Raw genomic sequence first — 21,457 nt, 5'->3', positions numbered from 1 at the left:
ATAAAAAAGCCGGCTGGCGCCGGCTTTTCATCATTCGTCGTGCGAGATTATCGCCGGGATGGTGTCATCCTTGCGTAACGTCAGAATTTCGCAGCCGTTGTCTGTCACCACAATAGTATGCTCGTACTGCGCAGACAAGCTCCGGTCTTTGGTTTTTACCGTCCAGCCGTCTTTCATGCTGCGGATCTCTTTTTTGCCCGCGTTGACCATCGGCTCAATAGTGAAGGTCATGCCCGGTTTGAGGACCACGTTGGTTTCCGCTGAATCATAGTGCAGAACCTGCGGCTCTTCATGGAAGCCGCGACCGATGCCGTGACCGCAATATTCGCGCACCACGGAGAAACCTTCCGCTTCAACGAATTTCTGAATCGCAGCACCGATGGTGCGCAGGTTGATGCCTGGCTTGACCATTTTCAGCGCCAGATACAGACTTTCCTGGGTGATGCGGCACAGGCGCTCGCCAAGAATGGTTGGCTTGCCGACGATGAACATTTTCGAGGTGTCGCCGTGGAAATCATCTTTAATCACGGTGACATCAATGTTGACGATATCGCCATCTTTCAGCAATTTTTCGTCATCCGGGATCCCGTGGCATACCACTTCATTAATAGAGATGCAGACGGATTTCGGGAAACCGTGATAGCCCAGGCAAGCTGAAACGGCTTTTTGCTCGTTAACGATATAATCGTTGCAGATGCGGTCCAGTTCGCCGGTGCTGACGCCCGGTTTTACGTAAGGTTCAATCATTTCCAGCACTTCGGCGGCCAGGCGACCGGCGACGCGCATTTTTTCGATGTCTTCAGATGTCTTGATAGAAATAGCCATGGATAGTGTCCAGCAATGTCGATTTTTTCGACAATAATAGATTATGTCCGATCAATGTTAACAGTCCGGGTGTCCTGCTGCCAAATTGAGAATCATTAACAGCACGCTACGTCAACAACAGTTGGTGTCTGGGTTGGTTTTGTGGTATAAAGCGCGCCGGACTTCCGTTCCATTCTCAGATACACAAGATGGACTGAAGCGATAAATCTCACTTTGTGTAACAACACACACGTATCGGCACATATTCCGGGGTGCCCCTTGGGGTCGGTAATATGGGATGCGTGGAGGCTTAACCCCAACTTTCTAATATAGAGGTTTTAAACATGGCAACTGTTTCCATGCGCGACATGCTCAAGGCTGGTGTTCACTTTGGTCACCAGACCCGTTACTGGAACCCGAAAATGAAGCCTTTCATCTTCGGCGCACGTAACAAAGTTCACATCATCAACCTTGAGAAAACTGTACCGATGTTCAACGAAGCTCTGGCTGAACTGAACAAGATCTCTTCTCGTAAAGGCAAAATCCTTTTCGTTGGTACTAAACGCGCTGCAAGCGAAGCGGTGAAAGAAGCTGCTAACAGCTGCGACCAGTTCTTCGTGAACCATCGCTGGCTGGGCGGTATGCTGACTAACTGGAAAACCGTTCGTCAGTCTATCAAACGTCTGAAAGATCTGGAAATTCAGTCTCAGGACGGTACTTTCGACAAGCTGACCAAGAAAGAAGCGCTGATGCGTACTCGTGAGCTGGGCAAGCTGGAAAACAGCCTGGGCGGTATCAAAGACATGGGCGGCCTGCCGGACGCACTGTTCGTTATCGACGCTGACCACGAACACATCGCTATCAAAGAAGCAAACAACCTGGGTATTCCGGTATTTGCTATCGTTGATACTAACTCCGATCCGGACGGTGTTGACTTCGTTATCCCGGGTAACGACGACGCAATCCGCGCAGTTAGCCTGTACCTGGGTGCTGTAGCGACTACCGTGCGTGAAGGTCGTTCGCAGGATCTGGCTTCTCAAGCGGAAGAAAGCTTCGTAGAAGCTGAATAATAAGGTTATCCCCTTATTTAGTACCGTGTATAAATAGGGGCCTCTTAGCGGCCCCTTTTTCACTTTTAAATTCGTTTGGTTCCTGGAACCGGGCGAGTCAAATCTCCCGAGGATTAAAGAATGGCTGAAATTACCGCATCCCTGGTAAAAGAGCTGCGCGAGCGTACTGGCGCAGGCATGATGGATTGCAAAAAAGCGCTGACCGAAGCTAACGGCGACATCGAGCTGGCAATCGAAAACATGCGTAAATCCGGTGCTATTAAAGCAGCGAAAAAAGCAGGCAACGTTGCTGCTGATGGTGTGATCATCACTAAAATTGACGGCACCTATGGCATCATTCTGGAAGTTAACTGCCAGACTGACTTCGTAGCTAAAGATGGTGGTTTCCAGGCATTCGCTAACAAAGTACTGGACGCTGCTGTTGCAGGCAAAATCACTGATGTTGAAGTACTGAAAGCACAGTTCGAAGAAGAACGCGTTGCGCTGGTTGCTAAAATTGGTGAGAACATCAACATTCGTCGCGTTTCTTCCCTGGAAGGCGAAGTTCTGGGTTCTTACCAGCACGGTGCGCGTATCGGTGTTCTGGTTGCGGCTAAAGGCGCTGACGCTGAGCTGGTTAAACAGCTGGCTATGCACATTGCTGCAAGCAAGCCTGAATTCGTTAAGCCGGAAGATGTTTCTGCTGACGTAGTAGAAAAAGAGTACCAGGTTCAGCTGGACATCGCCATGCAGTCTGGCAAGCCGAAAGAAATCGCAGAGAAAATGGTTGAAGGCCGCATGAAGAAATTCACCGGCGAAGTTTCTCTGACTGGTCAGCCTTTCGTTATGGATCCGAGCAAATCTGTTGCTCAGCTGCTGAAAGAGCACAACGCTGACGTGACTGGCTTCATCCGCTTTGAAGTGGGTGAAGGCATCGAGAAAGTTGAGACTGACTTTGCAGCAGAAGTTGCTGCGATGTCCAAGCAGTCTTAATTTTCAAAAAAGGAGCCGCCTGAGGGCGGCTTCTTTTTGTGCCTAACTTGTAAATTCAGCCAACCGCTCTGGTGGCTACGCTGGAAAGCGACGTACAATGTCGCCAGAAATAATTCATCTCATTCGTTGACAGTCTCAGGAAAGAAACATGGCTACCAATGCAAAACCCGTCTACAAACGTATTCTGCTTAAATTAAGTGGCGAAGCGCTGCAAGGTTCAGAAGGCTTCGGTATTGATGCAAGCATACTTGACCGTATGGCTCAGGAAATCAAAGAACTGGTTGAACTGGGTATTCAGGTTGGCGTAGTGATTGGTGGCGGTAACTTGTTCCGTGGAGCTGGTCTGGCGAAAGCAGGTATGAACCGCGTTGTGGGCGACCACATGGGCATGTTGGCAACGGTCATGAACGGCCTTGCAATGCGTGATTCTCTCCATCGCGCCTATGTGAACGCCCGCCTGATGTCAGCTATTCCGCTGAACGGCGTATGTGATAACTACAGTTGGGCGGAAGCTATTAGCCTGCTGCGTAACAACCGCGTGGTGATTCTGGCCGCCGGTACGGGCAATCCTTTCTTTACCACTGATTCCGCAGCTTGCCTGCGCGGTATCGAAATCGAAGCTGATGTTGTGTTGAAAGCGACGAAAGTTGATGGCGTATTTACCGCTGACCCGGCCAAAGATCCTTCTGCCACCATGTACGATCAGCTGACCTACAGCGAAGTACTGGATAAAGAACTGAAAGTGATGGATCTTGCAGCCTTCACCCTGGCCCGTGACCATAAATTGCCGATTCGCGTGTTCAACATGAACAAGCCAGGCGCGCTGCGCCGTGTGGTGATGGGTGAAAAAGAAGGGACGTTAATCACGGAATAATTTCCGTGTTACACTTCATCCTTCAAGCTGTTTCTGCGTTGGCTGCCTTTGCTCACCTCAGTCATTTACTGTAGTAAGTGACTGAGGATTCGCTCAGTTGCCGCCTTGATACAACTTGAATGATTTTGTGTAGAAATAGAGGTAAGATTTTGCACTACCGTCGTGGGACAGTGCCTTACCCGTAAACATATTAATCAGGGCTATACTTAGCACATTTCCACTATGTGCAATTGTCTGGTCTGCCTGAGACAAGTTTTCAAGGATTCGTAACGTGATTAGCGATATCAGAAAAGATGCTGAAGTACGCATGGATAAATGCGTTGAAGCGTTCAAAACCCAAATCAGCAAAATACGCACGGGTCGTGCTTCTCCCAGCCTGCTGGATGGCATTATCGTGGAATACTACGGTACGCCGACTCCGCTGCGCCAGTTGGCTAGCGTAACGGTAGAAGACTCCCGTACACTGAAGATTAACGTCTTCGATCGCTCCATGAGTCCGGCCGTTGAGAAAGCGATTATGGCTTCCGACCTTGGTCTGAACCCAAGCTCTGCGGGTAGCGATATCCGCGTTCCGCTGCCGCCGCTGACCGAAGAACGTCGTAAAGATCTGACCAAAATCGTGCGTGGTGAAGCTGAACAGGCGCGCGTTGCCGTGCGTAACGTTCGTCGCGACGCCAACGACAAAGTAAAAGCACTTCTGAAAGAGAAAGAGATCAGCGAAGACGACGATCGCCGCTCTCAGGACGACGTGCAAAAAATGACCGACGCTGCTATCAAGAAAGTTGATGCGGCGCTGGCGGATAAAGAAGCGGAACTGATGCAGTTCTGATTCTCTGCCAATTCGCGGGCCGGAAGTGCGGCCTGCGTAAAATCTGAAACGCCGTACAGGAGACCGTACGCTCAATTTTCGGGATTGCGTTTAGACGGCTGGCCTTGTAGCCTTTGGCACCATGTCAAAGGCTCTGTGCCTCCGCTCTCACCTGATAATTGATGCATAAAGGCTTGCTGGCGGCGTTTTGCTTTTTATCCTGTCTTAATTCTTCTGGGCGTCTCATGAAGCAATTAACCGTTCTCGGTTCGACCGGTTCTATCGGCTGCAGCACGTTGGATGTGGTGCGCCATAATCCTGACTGCTTTTCTATTACCGCGCTGGTCGCCGGGAAAAATGTCGACCGCATGGTTGAACAATGTCTGGAATTTTCCCCTCGTTACGCGGTTATGGATGATGCACACAGCGCTGAGCTGTTGCGGACAAAACTCCGCGAACACGGCAGCCGTACTGAAGTCATGAGTGGCCAGCAGGCTGCTGCTGAGGTTGCGGCACTGGACGATGTTGATCAGGTGATGGCAGCGATTGTCGGAGCGGCAGGGCTGGTACCGACGCTGTCAGCCATTCGCGCCGGGAAAACGGTGCTGCTGGCGAATAAAGAGTCGCTGGTGACCTGTGGTCGCCTGTTTATGGAGGCGGTGCAGCAGTTCGGGGCTCGTCTGCTGCCGGTTGATAGCGAACACAATGCGATTTTTCAGAGTATGCCGGAAACAATTCAACACAATCTGGGATACGCTGATTTAACGCAGAACGGTGTGGCGTCGATTCTGCTGACCGGTTCCGGGGGCCCTTTTCGGGAAACGGCGATTTCCGAACTGGCGGTAATGACGCCAGACCAGGCCTGTAATCATCCAAACTGGTCTATGGGGCGCAAAATTTCCGTCGACTCAGCCACCATGATGAACAAGGGACTGGAGTATATCGAAGCACGCTGGTTGTTTAATGCTTCGGCGCAGCAAATGGAAGTGCTTATCCATCCGCAATCAGTGATTCATTCGATGGTGCGTTATCAGGACGGTAGCGTTCTGGCACAGCTCGGTGAGCCGGATATGCGTACGCCGATTGCCCACACTATGGGGTGGCCAAAGCGTCTTAACTCTGGAGTGAAACCGCTGGACTTTTGCCAGTTGAGTAACCTGAGCTTCTCCGCACCGGATTACGGGCGTTATCCTTGCCTGAAGCTGGCGATGGATGCCTTTGATGCGGGGCAGGCGGCGACAACGGCGCTGAATGCGGCGAATGAAGTCTCCGTAGCCGCGTTCCTGAACGATGATATCCGTTTCACTGATATTGCAGCAGTCAATCAGTCGGTCCTGGATCAACAGACGCTAAATGAGCCGCAAAGTATTGATGAAGTGCTGGAGATTGACGCGATGGCTCGGGTGAGCGCAAGCCAGTTACTGGCCGCTCGGAGCAAATTCTGATACTCACTGTGATATTTGTGGGCGCTGGGCTTCGGTGATATAGTCTGCGCCACCCGATCGTTGCATTTTGTTGTGAAAGATTACGGTGGCCGTGGCAAAACACGGCTTTTTTGCGTAAAGCTTTTGGTTGTTCTCTGCGATTGGCCGTAGCTCCGGTACCGGATAAAAATGCGTATCCAGCGCTGACCGGTGGCCCGTGTTTGGTGGCTTAGCTAATCCTTATTATGGACTTAAAACGCGTTATGTTGTCTGCTAATCAAACTGTCAGCGAAATGTCGCCTGCGCATGGTTGTCGCCATGTTGCCATTATTATGGACGGCAACGGTCGCTGGGCGAAACGGCAAGGAAAAATTCGTGCCTTCGGCCATAAAGCCGGCGCGAAGTCCGTGCGTCGCGCCGTCTCTTTCGCGGCTAATAATGGTATTGAAGCGTTGACGTTATACGCGTTCAGTAGTGAAAACTGGAACCGCCCGGCGCAGGAGGTCAGTGCGCTGATGGAGCTGTTTGTCTGGGCGTTGGATAGCGAAGTGAAAAGCCTGCACAGGCATAATGTGCGTCTGCGTATTATCGGCGAGACAACACGTTTTAACGCACGTTTGCAGGAGCGTATCCGTAAAGCGGAGGCGTTGACTGAGAACAATACAGGTTTGACCCTGAATATTGCTGCCAACTATGGCGGCCGCTGGGATATCGTCCAGGGCGTTCGTCATTTGGCCCAACAGGTACAGGAAGGGTTGCTGCAACCCGATCAAATCACGGAAGAGATGCTGAGCCAGCAGGTTTGTATGAATGAGCTTGCACCCGTAGATTTAGTTATTAGGACCGGGGGAGAGCATCGCATCAGTAACTTTTTGATTTGGCAAATTGCCTATGCCGAACTTTACTTTACGGATGTTCTTTGGCCCGATTTCGCTGAACAGGACTTTGAAGGTGCACTCCATGCCTTTGTTAATCGAGAGCGTCGTTTCGGCGGCACTGAGCCGGGTGGCAATAATGCCTGATGGGGGTCACTTTTGCTGAAGTATCGCCTGATTTCTGCTTTCGTCTTAATCCCCGTCGTTATAGCGGCGCTTTTTCTATTGCCGCCCGCGGGTTTTGCCATCGTCACGCTGGTCGTCTGTATGCTCGCCGCGTGGGAGTGGGGGCAATTTAGCGGTTTCACTTCAACGACGCAGAGAGTCTGGCTGTCGGTGCTCTGCGGCCTGCTGCTGGCGTTGATGCTTTTTCTTATGCCGGAATACCATTACGACGTTCACCAACCGTTGGTTGAGGGGTCGCTATGGGCATCATTTGGCTGGTGGATAGTTGCGCTTATTTTGGTACTGACTTATCCCGCTTCTGCCGCCTTCTGGCGTAACTCAAAAACGCTACGTCTGATTTTTGGCATCCTGACCATTGTCCCATTTTTTTGGGGCATGCTGGCGCTGCGCGCCTGGCATTACGCCGATGACCATTACAGTGGTGCGCTGTGGTTGCTGTACGTGATGATCCTGGTCTGGGGCGCGGATTCCGGTGCCTACATGTTTGGTAAAATGTTCGGCAAGCATAAGCTGGCGCCAAAAGTGTCTCCGGGCAAAACCTGGCAGGGATTTTTTGGTGGGCTGCTCACGGCGGCAGTTATCTCATGGGCTTACGGCTGGTGGGCTCATCTGGATGTCACGCCGACGGTCCTGCTGGTTTGCTCAGTTATTGCGGCTTTGGCCTCGGTGCTTGGCGATCTCACAGAAAGCATGTTTAAACGTGAAGCGGGTATTAAAGATAGCGGGAATCTGATTCCCGGGCACGGTGGTATTCTGGATCGTATTGATAGCCTGACGGCTGCGGTCCCTGTGTTTGCGTGTCTGCTATTGTTAGTTTTCAGGACGATTTGACGGAAAATTTTATGCTGAGCGTTCTCTGGAATTTGGCTGCTTTTATTATTGCGCTGGGCGTGTTGATCACCGTCCATGAATTTGGCCATTTCTGGGTTGCTCGCCGCTGTGGCGTCCGTGTTGAGCGCTTCTCCATTGGTTTTGGCAAGGCTCTCTGGCGGCGCTACGATAAGCAGGGCACGGAGTTCGTCATTGCTCTTATCCCGCTGGGTGGCTATGTCAAAATGCTCGACGAACGCGTCGAGCCGGTGGTGCCCGAGATGCGCCACTACGCTTTCAACAACAAAACCGTTGGTCAGCGTGCTGCTGTTATTGCCGCTGGGCCTATCGCCAACTTCCTTTTTGCCATTTTTGCCTACTGGTTGGTCTTCATTATTGGTGTCCCTGGCGTTCGTCCGGTTGTTGGCGATATAACGCCCAACTCGATAGCCGCGCAAGCACAAATTGCAAAAGGAACGGAACTTAAAGCGATAGATGGCATCGAAACGCCTGATTGGGATGCTGTGCGTATGGCGCTGGTGGCGAAGATTGGCGATCGGCAAACAATAGTTACCGTTGCCCCTTTCGGGACCAATCAACGTCAGGATAAAATCCTCAATCTGCAGCACTGGGCGTTTGAACCGGATAAACAAGATCCGGTAGCTTCGTTAGGCATTCAGCCGCGCAGCGCGCAGATTGATACCGTCCTGGCAGAAGTTCAATCTAACTCGGCGGCGCAGAAGGCGGGTTTGCAAGCGGGCGACAGGATCGTTAAAGTCGATGGTCAACCGTTAACGCAGTGGATGACGTTTGTTAATCTTGTGCGTGATAATCCGGGAAGTGCGTTAGTTCTGGACATCGAACGGCAGGGGAGTCCTTTATCGGTAACCTTGACGCCAGATTCAAAGTCCACCAGGGGCAAAACTGAGGGGTTTGCAGGGGTCGTACCTAAGGTCATCCCGCTGCCTGATGAATATAAGACAGTGCGTCAGTACGGGCCGTTTGCCGCCATCGCTGAAGCCACGGATAAAACCTGGCAGCTGATGTCGTTAACGGTCAGGATGCTGGGCAAATTGATAACCGGTGATGTCAAACTGAACAACCTCAGCGGGCCGATTTCTATCGCCCAGGGGGCTGGGATGTCAGCGGAGTACGGGCTGATTTATTACCTGATGTTCCTTGCGCTGATTAGCGTGAACCTCGGAATAATCAACCTGTTCCCGCTTCCTGTTCTTGACGGGGGACATTTGCTGTTTTTGGCGATTGAAAAGCTGAAAGGCGGACCGGTATCCGAGCGAGTTCAAGACTTTAGTTATCGCATTGGCTCAATATTGCTGGTGTTGTTAATGGGGCTTGCACTTTTCAATGATTTCTCTCGGTTGTAAGAGAGTTTGTTAGGAAGAACGCATAATAACGATGGCGATGAAAAAGTTGCTCATAGCGTCGCTGCTGTTTAGCAGCGCAACCGTATACGGTGCTGAAGGGTTCGTGGTGAAGGACATTCATTTCGACGGCTTGCAGCGTGTCGCTGTTGGTGCGGCCCTCCTCAGTATGCCAGTGCGTCCTGGCGATACCGTAACCGATGATGATATCAGTAACACCATCCGTGCTCTGTTTGCCACTGGCAACTTTGAGGATGTCCGCGTCCTGCGCGATGGTGATACCCTGCTGGTGCAGGTGAAAGAGCGTCCAACGATTGCCAGCATCACTTTCTCCGGCAACAAGTCGGTGAAAGATGACATGCTCAAGCAAAACCTTGAGGCATCCGGTGTACGCGTAGGGGAATCTCTCGATCGCACCACGCTCGCTGATATTGAAAAAGGGCTGGAAGATTTTTACTACAGCGTCGGCAAGTACAGCGCCAGCGTAAAAGCTGTCGTGACGCCGCTACCGCGTAACCGTGTCGACCTGAAACTGGTATTCCAGGAAGGCGTATCGGCTAAAATCCAGCAGATCAATATCGTCGGCAATCATGCTTTCAGCACTGATGAACTGATTTCGACATTCCAGCTGCGCGATGAAGTGCCATGGTGGAACGTGGTTGGCGATCGCAAATACCAGAAACAGAAGCTGGCAGGGGACCTCGAAACTCTGCGTAGTTACTATCTGGATCGCGGCTATGCCCGTTTCAACATTGATTCCACGCAGGTTAGCCTGACGCCGGACAAAAAGGGCATCTACATCACCGTCAACATTACCGAAGGCGATCAGTACAAGCTTTCTGGTGTGCAGGTGACGGGCGATCTGGCGGGACATTCGGCAGAAATCGAAGCGCTGACCAAAGTGGAGCCGGGCGAGCTGTATAACGGCACCAAAGTGACCAAAATGGAGAATGATATTAAGAAACTCCTCGGTCGCTATGGCTACGCCTATCCGCGCGTTCAGTCCCAGCCGGAAATCAACGATACCGACAAGACGGTGAAGCTGCACGTTAACGTGGATGCGGGTAACCGTTATTACGTGCGTAAAGTGCGTTTTGAAGGTAACGATACCTCGAAAGATTCCGTTCTGCGTCGTGAAATGCGTCAGATGGAAGGTGCCTGGCTGGGGAGCGACCTGGTTGACCAGGGTAAAGATCGTCTGAACCGTTTGGGCTATTTTGAAACGGTTGATACCGATACGCAGCGTGTACCGGGTAGCCCGGATCAGGTAGACGTTGTCTACAGGGTTAAAGAACGTAATACCGGTAGCTTTAACTTTGGTGTTGGTTACGGCACTGAAAGCGGCGTTAGCTTCCAGGCTGGCGTTCAGCAGGATAACTGGCTCGGTACTGGCTATTCTGTTGGTATTAACGGCACCAAAAACGATTACCAGACCTATACTGAACTGTCGGTGACTAACCCGTACTTTACCGTGGATGGCGTCAGCCTCGGTGGTCGTGTCTTCTATAACGACTTCGATGCTAACGATGCCGACCTGTCTGACTATACCAACAAAAGTTATGGTACAGACATTACGCTGGGCTTCCCGATTAACGAATACAATTCGCTGCGCGCGGGTCTGGGCTATGTGCATAACTCCTTGTCCAATATGCAGCCGCAGGTATCAATGTGGCGTTATCTGAATTCGATGGGCCAGTATCCGGACAACACGAACGACAGAAACTCGTTCAGCGCTGATGACTTCACCTTCAACTATGGTTGGACGTACAACAAGCTGGACCGTGGTTTCTTCCCGACCGAAGGTTCGCGCGTTAATCTGAATGGTAAAGTGACGATTCCGGGATCTGACAACGAATACTACAAAGCGACGCTGGATACGGCGACCTATGTACCAATCGATGACGATCATCAGTGGGTCATGTTGGGACGTACCCGCTTTGGTTACGGTAATGGTCTGGGCGGTAAAGAGATGCCGTTCTATGAGAACTTCTATGCCGGTGGTTCAAGCACCGTGCGTGGTTTTCAGTCCAATACAATTGGCCCGAAAGCGGTTTATCTGCCTGCCAGCAGCCGCCATGACGGTGATGATAGTTATGATAACGAATGTAATCGTGATCAATCTGCACCATGTAAGTCTGATGACGCTGTGGGCGGTAACGCCATGGCGGTCGCCAGCCTGGAGCTGATCACTCCAACGCCGTTTATTAGCGATAAATATGCAAATTCGGTCCGTACTTCCTTCTTCTGGGACATGGGGACCGTGTGGGATACTCACTGGGATTCTGGTGCGTATCCGGGCTATCCGGACTACAGCGATCCGAACAACATTCGTATGTCTGCGGGTATCGCAGTTCAGTGGATGTCGCCGTTAGGGCCGTTGGTATTCTCCTACGCCCAGCCGTTTAAAAAGTACGATGGAGACAAAGCTGAACAGTTCCAGTTTAACATCGGTAAAACCTGGTAATTGTGTTGGCTGCAATGGAATGCAAGAGCAGTATAGCGCTGACTATTGGCGATAACTGAGGTTATCGCCTGGCCACGCAAATAACGGTACCCCAGGGTACTCATGGGATGGTAAGGAGTTTATTGTGAAAAAGTGGTTATTAGCTGCAGGTCTGGGTTTAGCAATGGTAACTTCCGCTCAGGCGGCAGATAAAATTGCAATGGTTAACATGAACAACTTGTTCCAACAGGTTGCCCAGAAAACAGGCGTTTCTAACACGCTGGAAAACGAGTTTAAAGGTCGCGCAAGCGAGCTGCAGCGTATGGAAGGCGACCTGCAGTCTAAAATGCAGCGTCTGCAGTCCATGAAAGCCGGTGCTGATCGTACCAAACTGGAAAAAGACGTGATGGCTCAGCGCCAGACTTTCTCCCAGAAAGCCCAGTCTTTCGAGCAGGACCGCGCACGTCGTTCTAATGAAGAACGTGGCAAGCTGGTGACTCGTATCCAGAGCGCAGTGCAGAGCGTTGCTAAAGATCAGAGCATCGATCTGGTTGTTGACTCTAATGCCGTGGCATACAACAGCAGCGATGTAAAAGACATCACCGCTGATGTGCTGAAACAGGTTAAATAAGTAATGCCTTCAATTCGACTGGCTGATTTAGCACAGCAGTTGGATGCAGAACTACACGGTGATGGCGATATCGTCATCACCGGCGTTGCGTCCATGCAATCCGCTAAAACGGGCCATATTACTTTCATGGTAAATCCTAAGTACCGTGAACACCTGGCCGCTTGCCAGGCGTCTGCTGTCGTGATGACGCAGGATGATTTGCCCTTTGCCCATAGTGCCGCGCTGGTAGTGCGTAATCCCTACCTGACATACGCGCGCATGGCTCAAATTCTTGATACCACGCCGCAGCCGGCGCAGAATATCGCGCCCAGCGCGGTTATTGACGCCACGGCTAAGCTGGGTACTGACGTTGCTATTGGCCCGAATGCTGTTATTGAATCGGGTGTTGTGCTCGGCGATAACGTTGTTATCGGCGCGGGATGCTTCGTTGGGAAAAATACGAAAATTGGTGCTGGCTCGCGTTTGTGGGCCAATGTGACCGTTTACCACGATATTGAGATCGGCGAGAATTGTCTAATCCAATCCAGTACGGTAATTGGTGCGGATGGCTTTGGTTACGCCAACGATCGTGGTAATTGGGTTAAGATCCCACAATTGGGTCGCGTTATTATTGGCGATCGTGTGGAGATTGGCGCTTGTACTACCATTGATCGTGGTGCGCTGGACGATACTGTGATCGGCAACGGTGTGATCATCGATAATCAATGCCAAATTGCGCACAACGTGACGATTGGTGACAATACTGCCGTTGCTGGCGGTGTGATTATGGCGGGCAGCTTGAAAATTGGCCGCTACTGCATGATTGGCGGCGCCAGCGTGATCAACGGACACATGGAAATCTGCGATAAAGTTACCGTAACGGGGATGGGAATGGTTATGCGTCCAATCACCGAGCCGGGAGTTTACTCTTCAGGTATTCCGCTGCAACCGAATAAGGTTTGGCGAAAAACGGCTGCGTTGGTGCTGAATATTGATGATATGAGCAAGCGTCTCAAAGCTATTGAGCGCAAGGTTAATCAGCAAGATTAGTGCTTCACCCGACACATTAAATTTTCGGCCTGTTGCATTCATGAGATTGCCGCAGGCCGTGTTATTATTGCCCTTTAGTATATTTAGACAGGAAGAGTATTTTGACTACTGACACTCATACTCTGCACATTGAAGAGATTCTGGAACTTCTCCCTCACCGTTACCCGTTCCTGCTGGTAGATCGCGTGCTGGATTTTGAAGAAGGTCGTTTTCTGCGCGCAGTAAAAAATGTTTCTGTAAATGAGCCGTTTTTCCAGGGGCACTTCCCTGGTAAGCCGATTTTACCGGGTGTACTGATTCTGGAAGCAATGGCGCAGGCCACCGGCATTCTGGCATTCAAAAGCGTGGGAAAACTGGAGCCGGGTGAGCTGTATTATTTTGCCGGGATCGACGAAGCGCGTTTCAAACGTCCGGTCGTACCTGGCGATCAAATGATTATGGAAGTCACTTTTGAGAAAACCCGTCGCGGCCTGACTCGTTTCAAAGGCGTTGCGCTGGTTGATGGAAAAGTGGTTTGCGAAGCAACGATGATGTGTGCCCGTAGCCGGGAGGCCTGATACGTGATTGATAAAACCGCCTTTATTCATCCTTCCTCCATTGTAGAAGAAGGCGCCGTTATTGGTGCTAACGTTCACATTGGTCCGTTTTGTATTGTTGGCGCTAACGTCGAAATTGGCGAAGGCACCGTACTGAAGTCTCATGTTGTCATTAATGGTCATACCAAAATTGGCCGCGATAACGAGATCTATCAGTTCGCTTCCATCGGCGAAGTTAACCAGGATCTGAAATATGCTGGTGAACCAACCCGTGTGGAAATTGGCGATCGCAACCGCATCCGCGAAAGCGTCACCATTCATCGTGGCACAGTACAGGGCGGTGGATTAACGAAGGTGGGCAGCGATAACCTGCTGATGATCAACGCGCACGTGGCGCACGATTGTACGCTTGGCAACCGCTGTATTCTGGCCAATAACGCGACGCTTGCTGGCCATGTCTCGCTGGATGATTTTGTTATCATCGGCGGCATGACCGCAGTACATCAATTCTGCATCATCGGCGCACATGTCATGGTTGGCGGCTGCTCCGGTGTTGCGCAAGATGTTCCGCCGTTTGTTATTGCTCAGGGCAACCACGCAACGCCGTTTGGCGTCAATATCGAAGGGCTCAAACGCCGCGGTTTCAGCCGTGAGGCGATCACCGCGATTCGTAACGCGTATAAGCTGCTGTACCGCAGCGGCAAAACGCTGGACGAAGCGAAACCCGAGATTGCCGAGCTGGCGGCACAATACCCTGAAGTTCAGGCATTCAGCGACTTCTTTGCCCGCTCTACGCGCGGCCTGATTCGTTAATGACTGAATCGCGTCCCCTGACGATTGCCCTGGTCGCCGGAGAAACCTCCGGCGATATTCTTGGCGCAGGTCTTATTCGAGCGCTCAAAGCCCGCATACCTGATGCCCGCTTTGTTGGCGTTGCCGGGCCATTGATGCAGGCCGAAGGCTGCGAAGCCTGGTATGAGATGGAAGAGCTGGCGGTGATGGGCATTGTGGAAGTGTTGGGGCGCCTGCGTCGACTGCTGCATATTCGCGCCGATCTCACCCGTCGATTCACCGAACTTAAGCCAGATGTTTTCGTTGGTATTGATGCGCCTGATTTCAATATTACCCTCGAAGGTAATCTCAAGAAGCAGGGTATCAAAACTATCCATTACGTCAGTCCGTCGGTGTGGGCATGGCGGCAAAAACGCGTTTTCAAAATTGGCAGATCCACCGATCTGGTGCTGGCATTTCTGCCTTTCGAAAAAGCGTTTTATGACAAATTCAACGTTCCCTGCCGGTTTATCGGTCACACGATGGCGGATGCGATGCCGCTGGATCCGGACAAAGGCGCCGCGCGCGACCGCTTGGGAATTGCCCGTGAAGTACACTGTCTGGCGCTACTGCCCGGTAGCCGTGGGGCTGAAGTCGAGATGCTTAGCGCCGATTTCCTGAAAACGGCGCAGATCCTGCGAGGCTATTACCCTGACCTGGAAGTGGTTGTGCCACTGGTCAATGTGAAGCGTCGGGAGCAGTTTGAGCGTATCAAAGCGGAAACGGCACCGGATCTTGCGGTGCATATGCTGGACGGTCAGGCGCGAGACGCGATGATAGCAAGCGATGCCGCGCTACTGGCTTCCGGTACGGCTGCGCTGGAGTGCATGCTGGCGAAGTGTCCGATGGTGGTTGGTTATCGTATGAAGCCATTAACCTTCTGGCTGGCGAAACGGCTGGTGAAGACCGACTATGTGTCGTTGCCAAATCTCCTGGCCGGACGTGAACTGGTCAAAGAGCTGTTGCAGGACGAGTGCCAGCCGCAGGCGTTAGCCGACGCGCTGAAGCCGCTGCTGGCCGATGGTAAAACCAGCCACGATATGCATGAAACCTTCCGCGCCCTGCATCAGCAGATCCGCTGCAACGCTGATGAGCAGGCGGCGGACGCAGTACTGGAGTTAGCAAAATGATGGAATTCGTTTACCCGCATACCCATCTGGTTGCCGGAGTCGATGAAGTCGGACGCGGTCCGCTGGTTGGCGCGGTAGTGACTGCGGCGGTGATTCTTGACCCGGCAAAACCGATTGTGGGCCTTAATGACTCCAAAAAGTTAAGTGAAAAACGCCGCCTTGCGCTCTTTGATGAGATAAAAGAAAAAGCGCTGTGCTGGAGCCTCGGTCGTGCGGAGCCGCATGAGATCGATGAACTGAATATTTTACATGCGACTATGCTGGCAATGCAGCGCGCCGTTGCTGGCTTGAGTATTTCCCCTGAGTTTGTTCTTATTGATGGTAACCGCTGTCCGCCGCTACCGACACCTTCGCTGGCTGTTGTTAAAGGCGATAGTCGAGTCGCGGAAATCAGCGCCGCGTCTATTCTGGCGAAAGTGACGCGCGATGCTGAAATGACCGAACTGGATCGGCAATTCCCCCAGTACGGTTTTGCACAACACAAAGGTTATCCCACCGCTTTTCATCTGCAAAAGCTGCTGGAACATGGCGTAATCGAACAATATCGGCGCAGCTTTGGCCCGGTAAAACGCGCACTGGGCCTGGCGTCCTGAACTGACACGCAAGCAATTAAGTAACGCGGAATCTGAAGATGGCTGAACCACGTTTCGTACACCTGCGGGTGCACAGCGACTATTCCATGATCGATGGCCTGGCGAAAACCGGGCCGTTAGTGAAAAAGGCGGCCGCGCTCGGTATGCCTGCGCTGGCGATCACTGATTTTACCAACCTCTGTGGGCTGGTGAAGTTCTATGGAACGGGACATGGCGCCGGGATTAAACCGATTGTCGGTGCGGATTTTCACGTCCAGAGCGATTTGATGGGTGATGAGCTGACTGAACTAACGGTGCTGGCAGCGAATAACGTCGGCTATCAAAACCTGACGCTGCTAATCTCCCGCGCTTATCAACGCGGTTACGGCGCATTAGGGCCGTGGATCGATCGCGACTGGTTGGTTGAACATCAGGAAGGCCTCATTCTGTTATCTGGCGCGCGCAAGGGTGACGTTGGCGTAAGCCTGACGCGCGGTAACATGGCGCTGGTCGAGCAGTGCGTCTCTTTTTATCAGCAGTATTTTCCCGATCGTTACTATTTAGAGCTGATCCGCACTGGACGCGCTGATGAAGAGAGCTATCTTCATGCGGCTGTGCAACTGGCGGAAGAGTGCGGTTTACCCGTTGTTGCGACTAACGATGTCCGTTTTCTGGAAACCGGCGACTTTGATGCGCATGAAATTCGCGTAGCCATACACGACGGTTTTACCCTTGATGATCCTAAGCGACCACGCAACTACTCGCCGCAGCAATATATGCGCAGCGAGGAGGAGATGTGCGAGCTGTTCTCTGATATTCCCGAGGCGCTGGAAAATACCGTTGAAATCGCCAAACGTTGCAACGTTACCGTGCGGCTTGGCGAATACTTCCTGCCGCAGTTCCCGACCGGGGAAATGTCGACAGAAGACTTTCTCGTCGTCAAATCAAAAGAGGGACTGGAAGAGCGCCTCGAATTTTTATTCCCGGATCCTGAAAAGCGCGCAGAATCCCGCCCTCCATATGATGAACGTCTGGATATTGAACTTCAGGTTATCAACCAGATGGGGTTCCCGGGTTACTTCCTGATCGTTATGGAGTTTATTCAGTGGTCGAAAGATAACGGCGTGCCGGTAGGTCCTGGGCGAGGCTCCGGTGCGGGTTCGCTGGTGGCCTATGCGCTGAAAATTACCGACCTGGACCCGCTAGAGTTTGACCTGCTGTTTGAACGTTTCCTTAACCCGGAACGTGTCTCAATGCCCGACTTCGACGTTGACTTCTGTATGGAGAAACGTGACAGGGTTATCGAACATGTGGCGGAGATGTACGGTCGTGACGCGGTCTCGCAGATTATTACCTTTGGTACGATGGCGGCGAAAGCGGTTATCCGCGACGTGGGCCGCGTGCTGGGACATCCATACGGGTTTGTTGACCGCATATCCAAGCTAGTGCCGCCCGATCCGGGTATGACCCTGGCAAAAGCTTTTGAGGCTGAACCACAGCTTCCGGAAATTTACGAAGCCGATGAAGAAGTCAAAGCGCTGATCGATATGGCGCGTAAGCTGGAAGGGGTCACGCGTAACGCGGGTAAACATGCCGGTGGTGTCGTTATCGCGCCGACTAAAATTACCGATTTCGCTCCGCTATATTGCGACGATCAGGGGCAAAACCCGGTTACTCAGTTCGATAAAAACGACGTGGAATACGCGGGGCTGGTGAAGTTCGACTTCCTTGGCTTGCGTACGCTGACGATCATCGACTGGGCGTTGAAAATGATCAATCCGCGCCGGGCGAAGCAGGGCCTGGAGCCGATAGATATCGCGGCTATCCCGCTCGACGATAAAAAAAGCTTCGATATGCTGCAGCGTTCGGAAACCACAGCGGTATTCCAGCTTGAATCCCGCGGCATGAAAGACCTGATCAAACGCCTGCAGCCCGACTGCTTCGAAGATATGATAGCCCTGGTGGCCCTGTTTCGTCCAGGCCCGCTGCAGTCGGGCATGGTAGATAACTTTATTGACCGTAAGCACGGCCGTGAAGAAATCTCCTATCCAGACGTGCAGTGGCAGCATGAATGCTTGAAACCGGTACTGGAGCCAACCTACGGCATCATTCTGTACCAGGAACAGGTCATGCAGATTGCCCAGGAGCTTTCCGGCTATACCCTCGGCGGCGCTGACATGCTGCGTCGTGCGATGGGTAAGAAAAAGCCGGAAGAGATGGCCAAGCAGCGTGGCACCTTTGAAGAAGGGGCTAAAAAGCGCGGCGTTGATGGCGAGCTGGCGATGAAAATCTTTGACCTGGTGGAGAAATTCGCGGGTTACGGATTTAACAAATCGCACTCCGCCGCTTATGCTTTAGTTTCTTACCAGACGCTGTGGTTGAAGGCACACTATCCGGCCGAGTTTATGGCGGCGGTAATGACCGCGGATATGGACAACACCGAGAAAGTGGTTGGGCTGGTGGATGAATGCTGGCGGATGGGGCTGAAAATCCTGCCGCCGGATATTAACTCTGGCCTGTACCATTTCCACGTCAATGACGATGGCGAAATCGTTTATGGTATCGGCGCCATCAAAGGCGTTGGTGAAGGCCCGATTGAAGCGATCATTGAAGCGCGTAACCAGGGCGGTTATTTCCGTGAGCTGTTTGATCTTTGCGCGCGAACTGATATCAAAAAGCTAAACCGTCGGGTACTGGAAAAACTGATTATGTCCGGGGCGTTTGACCGCCTCGGCCCGCATCGCGCGGCGTTGATGAATTCGTTGAGCGATGCGCTGAAAGCTGCCGATCAGCACGCCAAAGCTGAAGCGATTGGCCAGGCTGATATGTTTGGCGTTCTGGCAGAAGAGCCGGAACAAATTGAACAATCCTACGCTAACTGCCAGCCATGGCCGGAACAGGTGGTGCTGGATGGCGAAAGGGAGACCCTGGGGCTGTATCTGACCGGGCACCCGATTAACCAGTATCTGAGAGAGATCGAACGCTATGTTGGCGGCGTACGACTCAAAGACATGCATCCGACCGATCGTGGTAAAGTGACCACGGCGGCGGGGCTCGTTATTGCGGCGCGGGTCATGGTCACCAAGCGCGGCAATCGTATCGGCATCTGTACGCTGGATGACCGTTCCGGGCGTCTGGAGGTGATGTTATTCACCGATGCCCTGGATAAATACCAGCAATTGCTGGAAAAAGACCGCATACTTATCGTCAGCGGACAGGTCAGCTTTGATGACTTCAGCGGGGGGCTTAAAATGACCGCTCGTGAAGTCATGGACATTGACGAAGCCCGGGAAAAATATGCTCGCGGGCTTGCTATCTCGCTGACGGACAGGCAAATTGATGACCAGCTTTTAAACCGACTCCGTCAGTCTCTGGAACCCCATCGTTCGGGAACCATTCCAGTACACCTCTATTATCAGAGGGCGGATGCGCGCGCGCGGTTGCGTTTTGGCGCAACATGGCGCGTCTCTCCGAGCGATCGTTTACTCAACGATCTGCGTGGCCTTATCGGCTCGGAGCAGGTGGAACTGGAGTTTGACTAATACAGGAATACTATGAGTCTGAATTTCCTTGATTTTGAACAGCCGATTGCAGAGCTGGAAGCGAAAATCGATTCTCTGACTGCGGTAAGCCGCCAGGATGAGAAACTGGATATTAATATCGATGAAGAAGTGCATCGCCTGCGCGAAAAAAGCGTAGAGCTGACGCGCAAGATCTTCGCCGATCTTGGCGCATGGCAGGTCGCTCAGCTGGCGCGCCATCCACGTCGCCCATACACCCTGGATTATGTTCGCTTGGCTTTCGACGAATTCGACGAACTGGCTGGTGACCGCGCTTACGCTGACGATAAAGCTATCGTCGGTGGGATTGCGCGTCTGGACGGGCGTCCGGTGATGATTATCGGCCACCAAAAAGGGCGCGAAACCAAAGAGAAAATTCGTCGCAACTTCGGGATGCCGGCACCAGAAGGCTATCGTAAGGCGTTGCGTCTGATGGAGATGGCTGAGCGTTTTAAAATGCCCATCATCACTTTCATCGACACTCCAGGGGCTTACCCGGGAGTAGGAGCGGAAGAACGCGGCCAGTCTGAAGCGATTGCCCGTAACCTGCGTGAAATGTCACGTCTGAGCGTACCGGTTATCTGCACCGTGATTGGTGAAGGTGGTTCCGGCGGCGCACTGGCTATTGGCGTAGGCGATAAAGTGAATATGCTGCAGTACAGCACTTATTCCGTTATCTCCCCGGAAGGCTGTGCTTCCATTCTGTGGAAGAGCGCCGACAAAGCGCCGCTGGCCGCTGAAGCGATGGGTATCGTCGCTCCGCGTCTTAAAGAGCTGAAGCTGATCGACTCTATCATTCCGGAACCGCTGGGCGGTGCGCATCGCAATCCGGAAGCGATGGCGGCGAGCTTGAAAGCTCAACTGCTGGCTGACCTGGCTGACCTCGACACTCTGAATGAAGAAGAGCTGCTCAACCGTCGCTATCAGCGTCTGATGAGCTACGGTTACGCCTGATTATCAATATCATTTTTTACCTCTAAGGGTCGGATTTTCCGGCCCTTTTTTTATATGTTGTTTACTGATGCGAGATGAGATCAGTGAGAGGTAATGTGATTAGCAGATGATGCCGTTCCTCCCTAAAATCTCTGGCAACCAGTGTTTGCTCACTTTGCGCAGGAAACCGGTGGCCATGAAAGCTGGCGTGATACTCCTGAATGGCGTCAGGCTTTGGTCTATCTCCGCGAAGTAGGTTGGGTAGAAGGGCAGAAAGGCGGCTACAACGGCGAATGTAACCCGGATATCTGGCAGGGTCAGACCTGGCCGTGTGGTAAAGACAAAGATGGCGATTTCCTTAGCTACTTTGGTCGTGGGGCGAAACAGCTCTCCGACAACTATGGCCCATTCTCTGATGCCATGTATGGCGGCGACGTTCGTCCACTGTTGGATAAACCGGAACTGGTTGCTGATACCTGGATGAACCTGGCGAGCGCCGTTATATCTGGCCCGATCGGCGCTATCGAAGCCGGTGCCCAGGTTTCTCTGAGTGCTAAGCACTGGCGTGATTGTTATGATGCTTCCCT

The 21,457-nt window shown here is 52.3% G+C and carries 18 protein-coding genes and 1 pseudogene; 18 read left to right on the top strand and 1 reads right to left on the bottom strand.

The window, feature by feature from the left end:
- Positions 1-30: 30 nt before the first annotated feature.
- Positions 31-825, bottom strand: a complete 795-nt coding sequence (map, locus tag DA718_RS23300) for a type I methionyl aminopeptidase (RefSeq protein WP_110272472.1) — start codon at positions 823-825, stop codon at positions 31-33.
- Positions 826-1,148: 323 nt separating this feature from the next.
- On the opposite strand from map, the gene rpsB reads away from it, so the two are divergent.
- The 18 genes and pseudogenes from rpsB to DA718_RS23205 form a co-directional block, all read left to right on the top strand.
- On the top strand, positions 1,149-1,874 hold the full coding sequence (rpsB, locus tag DA718_RS23295; RefSeq protein ID WP_112215827.1) for a 30S ribosomal protein S2: 726 nt from the start codon (positions 1,149-1,151) through the stop codon (positions 1,872-1,874).
- Between the two features lie 120 nt (positions 1,875-1,994).
- Positions 1,995-2,846 (top strand): translation elongation factor Ts, encoded by an 852-nt coding sequence (gene tsf, locus DA718_RS23290; RefSeq protein ID WP_110272469.1) that lies wholly within the window; start codon positions 1,995-1,997, stop codon positions 2,844-2,846.
- A 148-nt stretch (positions 2,847-2,994) separates the two neighbouring features.
- The gene (pyrH, locus tag DA718_RS23285; RefSeq protein WP_110272468.1) at positions 2,995-3,720 is read left to right on the top strand and encodes a UMP kinase; all 726 of its coding nucleotides are present in this window, start codon (positions 2,995-2,997) and stop codon (positions 3,718-3,720) included.
- A gap of 271 nt (positions 3,721-3,991) precedes the next feature.
- Positions 3,992-4,549 carry a ribosome recycling factor gene (gene frr, locus DA718_RS23280; protein ID WP_112215828.1) on the top strand — a complete coding sequence of 186 codons (558 nt, stop codon included), beginning with the start codon at positions 3,992-3,994 and terminating at the stop codon, positions 4,547-4,549.
- Between the two features lie 224 nt (positions 4,550-4,773).
- Positions 4,774-5,973 carry a 1-deoxy-D-xylulose-5-phosphate reductoisomerase gene (ispC, locus tag DA718_RS23275; protein ID WP_112215849.1) on the top strand — a complete coding sequence of 400 codons (1,200 nt, stop codon included), beginning with the start codon at positions 4,774-4,776 and terminating at the stop codon, positions 5,971-5,973.
- 242 nt (positions 5,974-6,215) lie between these two features.
- A complete protein-coding gene (gene ispU, locus DA718_RS23265; RefSeq protein ID WP_112215829.1) occupies positions 6,216-6,974 on the top strand; it encodes a (2E,6E)-farnesyl-diphosphate-specific ditrans,polycis-undecaprenyl-diphosphate synthase in 759 nt (252 codons plus the stop codon).
- A gap of 12 nt (positions 6,975-6,986) precedes the next feature.
- On the top strand, positions 6,987-7,844 hold the full coding sequence (gene cdsA, locus DA718_RS23260; RefSeq protein ID WP_112215830.1) for a phosphatidate cytidylyltransferase: 858 nt from the start codon (positions 6,987-6,989) through the stop codon (positions 7,842-7,844).
- A gap of 11 nt (positions 7,845-7,855) precedes the next feature.
- A complete protein-coding gene (gene rseP / locus DA718_RS23255; protein ID WP_112215831.1) occupies positions 7,856-9,208 on the top strand; it encodes a sigma E protease regulator RseP in 1,353 nt (450 codons plus the stop codon).
- A 31-nt stretch (positions 9,209-9,239) separates the two neighbouring features.
- Complete coding sequence (gene bamA, locus DA718_RS23250; RefSeq protein ID WP_112215832.1) at positions 9,240-11,669, top strand: outer membrane protein assembly factor BamA; 2,430 nt, start codon at positions 9,240-9,242, stop codon at positions 11,667-11,669.
- A 124-nt stretch (positions 11,670-11,793) separates the two neighbouring features.
- Positions 11,794-12,279: a molecular chaperone Skp gene (skp, locus tag DA718_RS23245; protein WP_110272461.1), complete on the top strand. Its 486-nt coding sequence runs from the start codon at positions 11,794-11,796 to the stop codon at positions 12,277-12,279.
- Positions 12,280-12,282: 3 nt separating this feature from the next.
- Positions 12,283-13,308, top strand: a complete 1,026-nt coding sequence (lpxD, locus tag DA718_RS23240; protein ID WP_112215833.1) for a UDP-3-O-(3-hydroxymyristoyl)glucosamine N-acyltransferase — start codon at positions 12,283-12,285, stop codon at positions 13,306-13,308.
- A gap of 101 nt (positions 13,309-13,409) precedes the next feature.
- A complete protein-coding gene (gene fabZ, locus DA718_RS23235; RefSeq protein ID WP_004145858.1) occupies positions 13,410-13,865 on the top strand; it encodes a 3-hydroxyacyl-ACP dehydratase FabZ in 456 nt (151 codons plus the stop codon).
- Positions 13,866-13,868: 3 nt separating this feature from the next.
- Entirely contained in the window at positions 13,869-14,657 is a 789-nt protein-coding gene (lpxA, locus tag DA718_RS23230; protein WP_112215834.1) for an acyl-ACP--UDP-N-acetylglucosamine O-acyltransferase, read from the top strand.
- Positions 14,657-15,805, top strand: coding sequence for a lipid-A-disaccharide synthase (gene lpxB, locus DA718_RS23225; protein WP_112215835.1), 1,149 nt, complete (start codon positions 14,657-14,659; stop codon positions 15,803-15,805). The genes lpxA and lpxB overlap by 1 nt, the downstream gene beginning before the upstream one ends.
- Positions 15,802-16,398 carry a ribonuclease HII gene (gene rnhB, locus DA718_RS23220; protein ID WP_112215836.1) on the top strand — a complete coding sequence of 199 codons (597 nt, stop codon included), beginning with the start codon at positions 15,802-15,804 and terminating at the stop codon, positions 16,396-16,398. The genes lpxB and rnhB overlap by 4 nt, the downstream gene beginning before the upstream one ends.
- 38 nt (positions 16,399-16,436) lie before the next feature.
- Positions 16,437-19,919 carry a DNA polymerase III subunit alpha gene (gene dnaE, locus DA718_RS23215; RefSeq protein WP_112215837.1) on the top strand — a complete coding sequence of 1,161 codons (3,483 nt, stop codon included), beginning with the start codon at positions 16,437-16,439 and terminating at the stop codon, positions 19,917-19,919.
- A gap of 12 nt (positions 19,920-19,931) precedes the next feature.
- Positions 19,932-20,891: an acetyl-CoA carboxylase carboxyl transferase subunit alpha gene (gene accA / locus DA718_RS23210; RefSeq protein WP_112215838.1), complete on the top strand. Its 960-nt coding sequence runs from the start codon at positions 19,932-19,934 to the stop codon at positions 20,889-20,891.
- 141 nt (positions 20,892-21,032) lie between these two features.
- Positions 21,033-21,371, top strand: a pseudogene (locus tag DA718_RS23205) (chitinase); the annotation flags it as partial.
- Between the last annotated feature and the right edge of the window lie 86 nt (positions 21,372-21,457).

Origin of the sequence: Klebsiella huaxiensis, from assembly GCF_003261575.2 — a bacterium.
GTDB classification, from domain to species: domain Bacteria; phylum Pseudomonadota; class Gammaproteobacteria; order Enterobacterales; family Enterobacteriaceae; genus Klebsiella; species Klebsiella huaxiensis.
This window is presented reverse-complemented; position numbering and strand designations above follow the sequence as displayed.

What these genes read in the sequence shown, in the direction of transcription:
- map (WP_110272472.1), bottom strand. Translation starts at nt 825, where the DNA reads ATGGCTATTTCTATCAAGACATCTGAAGACATCGAAAAAATGCGCGTC.
- rpsB (WP_112215827.1), top strand. Translation starts at nt 1,149, where the DNA reads ATGGCAACTGTTTCCATGCGCGACATGCTCAAGGCTGGTGTTCACTTT.
- tsf (WP_110272469.1), top strand. Translation starts at nt 1,995, where the DNA reads ATGGCTGAAATTACCGCATCCCTGGTAAAAGAGCTGCGCGAGCGTACT.
- pyrH (WP_110272468.1), top strand. Translation starts at nt 2,995, where the DNA reads ATGGCTACCAATGCAAAACCCGTCTACAAACGTATTCTGCTTAAATTA.
- ispC (WP_112215849.1), top strand. Translation starts at nt 4,774, where the DNA reads ATGAAGCAATTAACCGTTCTCGGTTCGACCGGTTCTATCGGCTGCAGC.
- ispU (WP_112215829.1), top strand. Translation starts at nt 6,216, where the DNA reads ATGTTGTCTGCTAATCAAACTGTCAGCGAAATGTCGCCTGCGCATGGT.
- rseP (WP_112215831.1), top strand. Translation starts at nt 7,856, where the DNA reads ATGCTGAGCGTTCTCTGGAATTTGGCTGCTTTTATTATTGCGCTGGGC.
- bamA (WP_112215832.1), top strand. Translation starts at nt 9,240, where the DNA reads ATGGCGATGAAAAAGTTGCTCATAGCGTCGCTGCTGTTTAGCAGCGCA.
- lpxD (WP_112215833.1), top strand. Translation starts at nt 12,283, where the DNA reads ATGCCTTCAATTCGACTGGCTGATTTAGCACAGCAGTTGGATGCAGAA.
- lpxB (WP_112215835.1), top strand. Translation starts at nt 14,657, where the DNA reads ATGACTGAATCGCGTCCCCTGACGATTGCCCTGGTCGCCGGAGAAACC.
- rnhB (WP_112215836.1), top strand. Translation starts at nt 15,802, where the DNA reads ATGATGGAATTCGTTTACCCGCATACCCATCTGGTTGCCGGAGTCGAT.
- dnaE (WP_112215837.1), top strand. Translation starts at nt 16,437, where the DNA reads ATGGCTGAACCACGTTTCGTACACCTGCGGGTGCACAGCGACTATTCC.
- accA (WP_112215838.1), top strand. Translation starts at nt 19,932, where the DNA reads ATGAGTCTGAATTTCCTTGATTTTGAACAGCCGATTGCAGAGCTGGAA.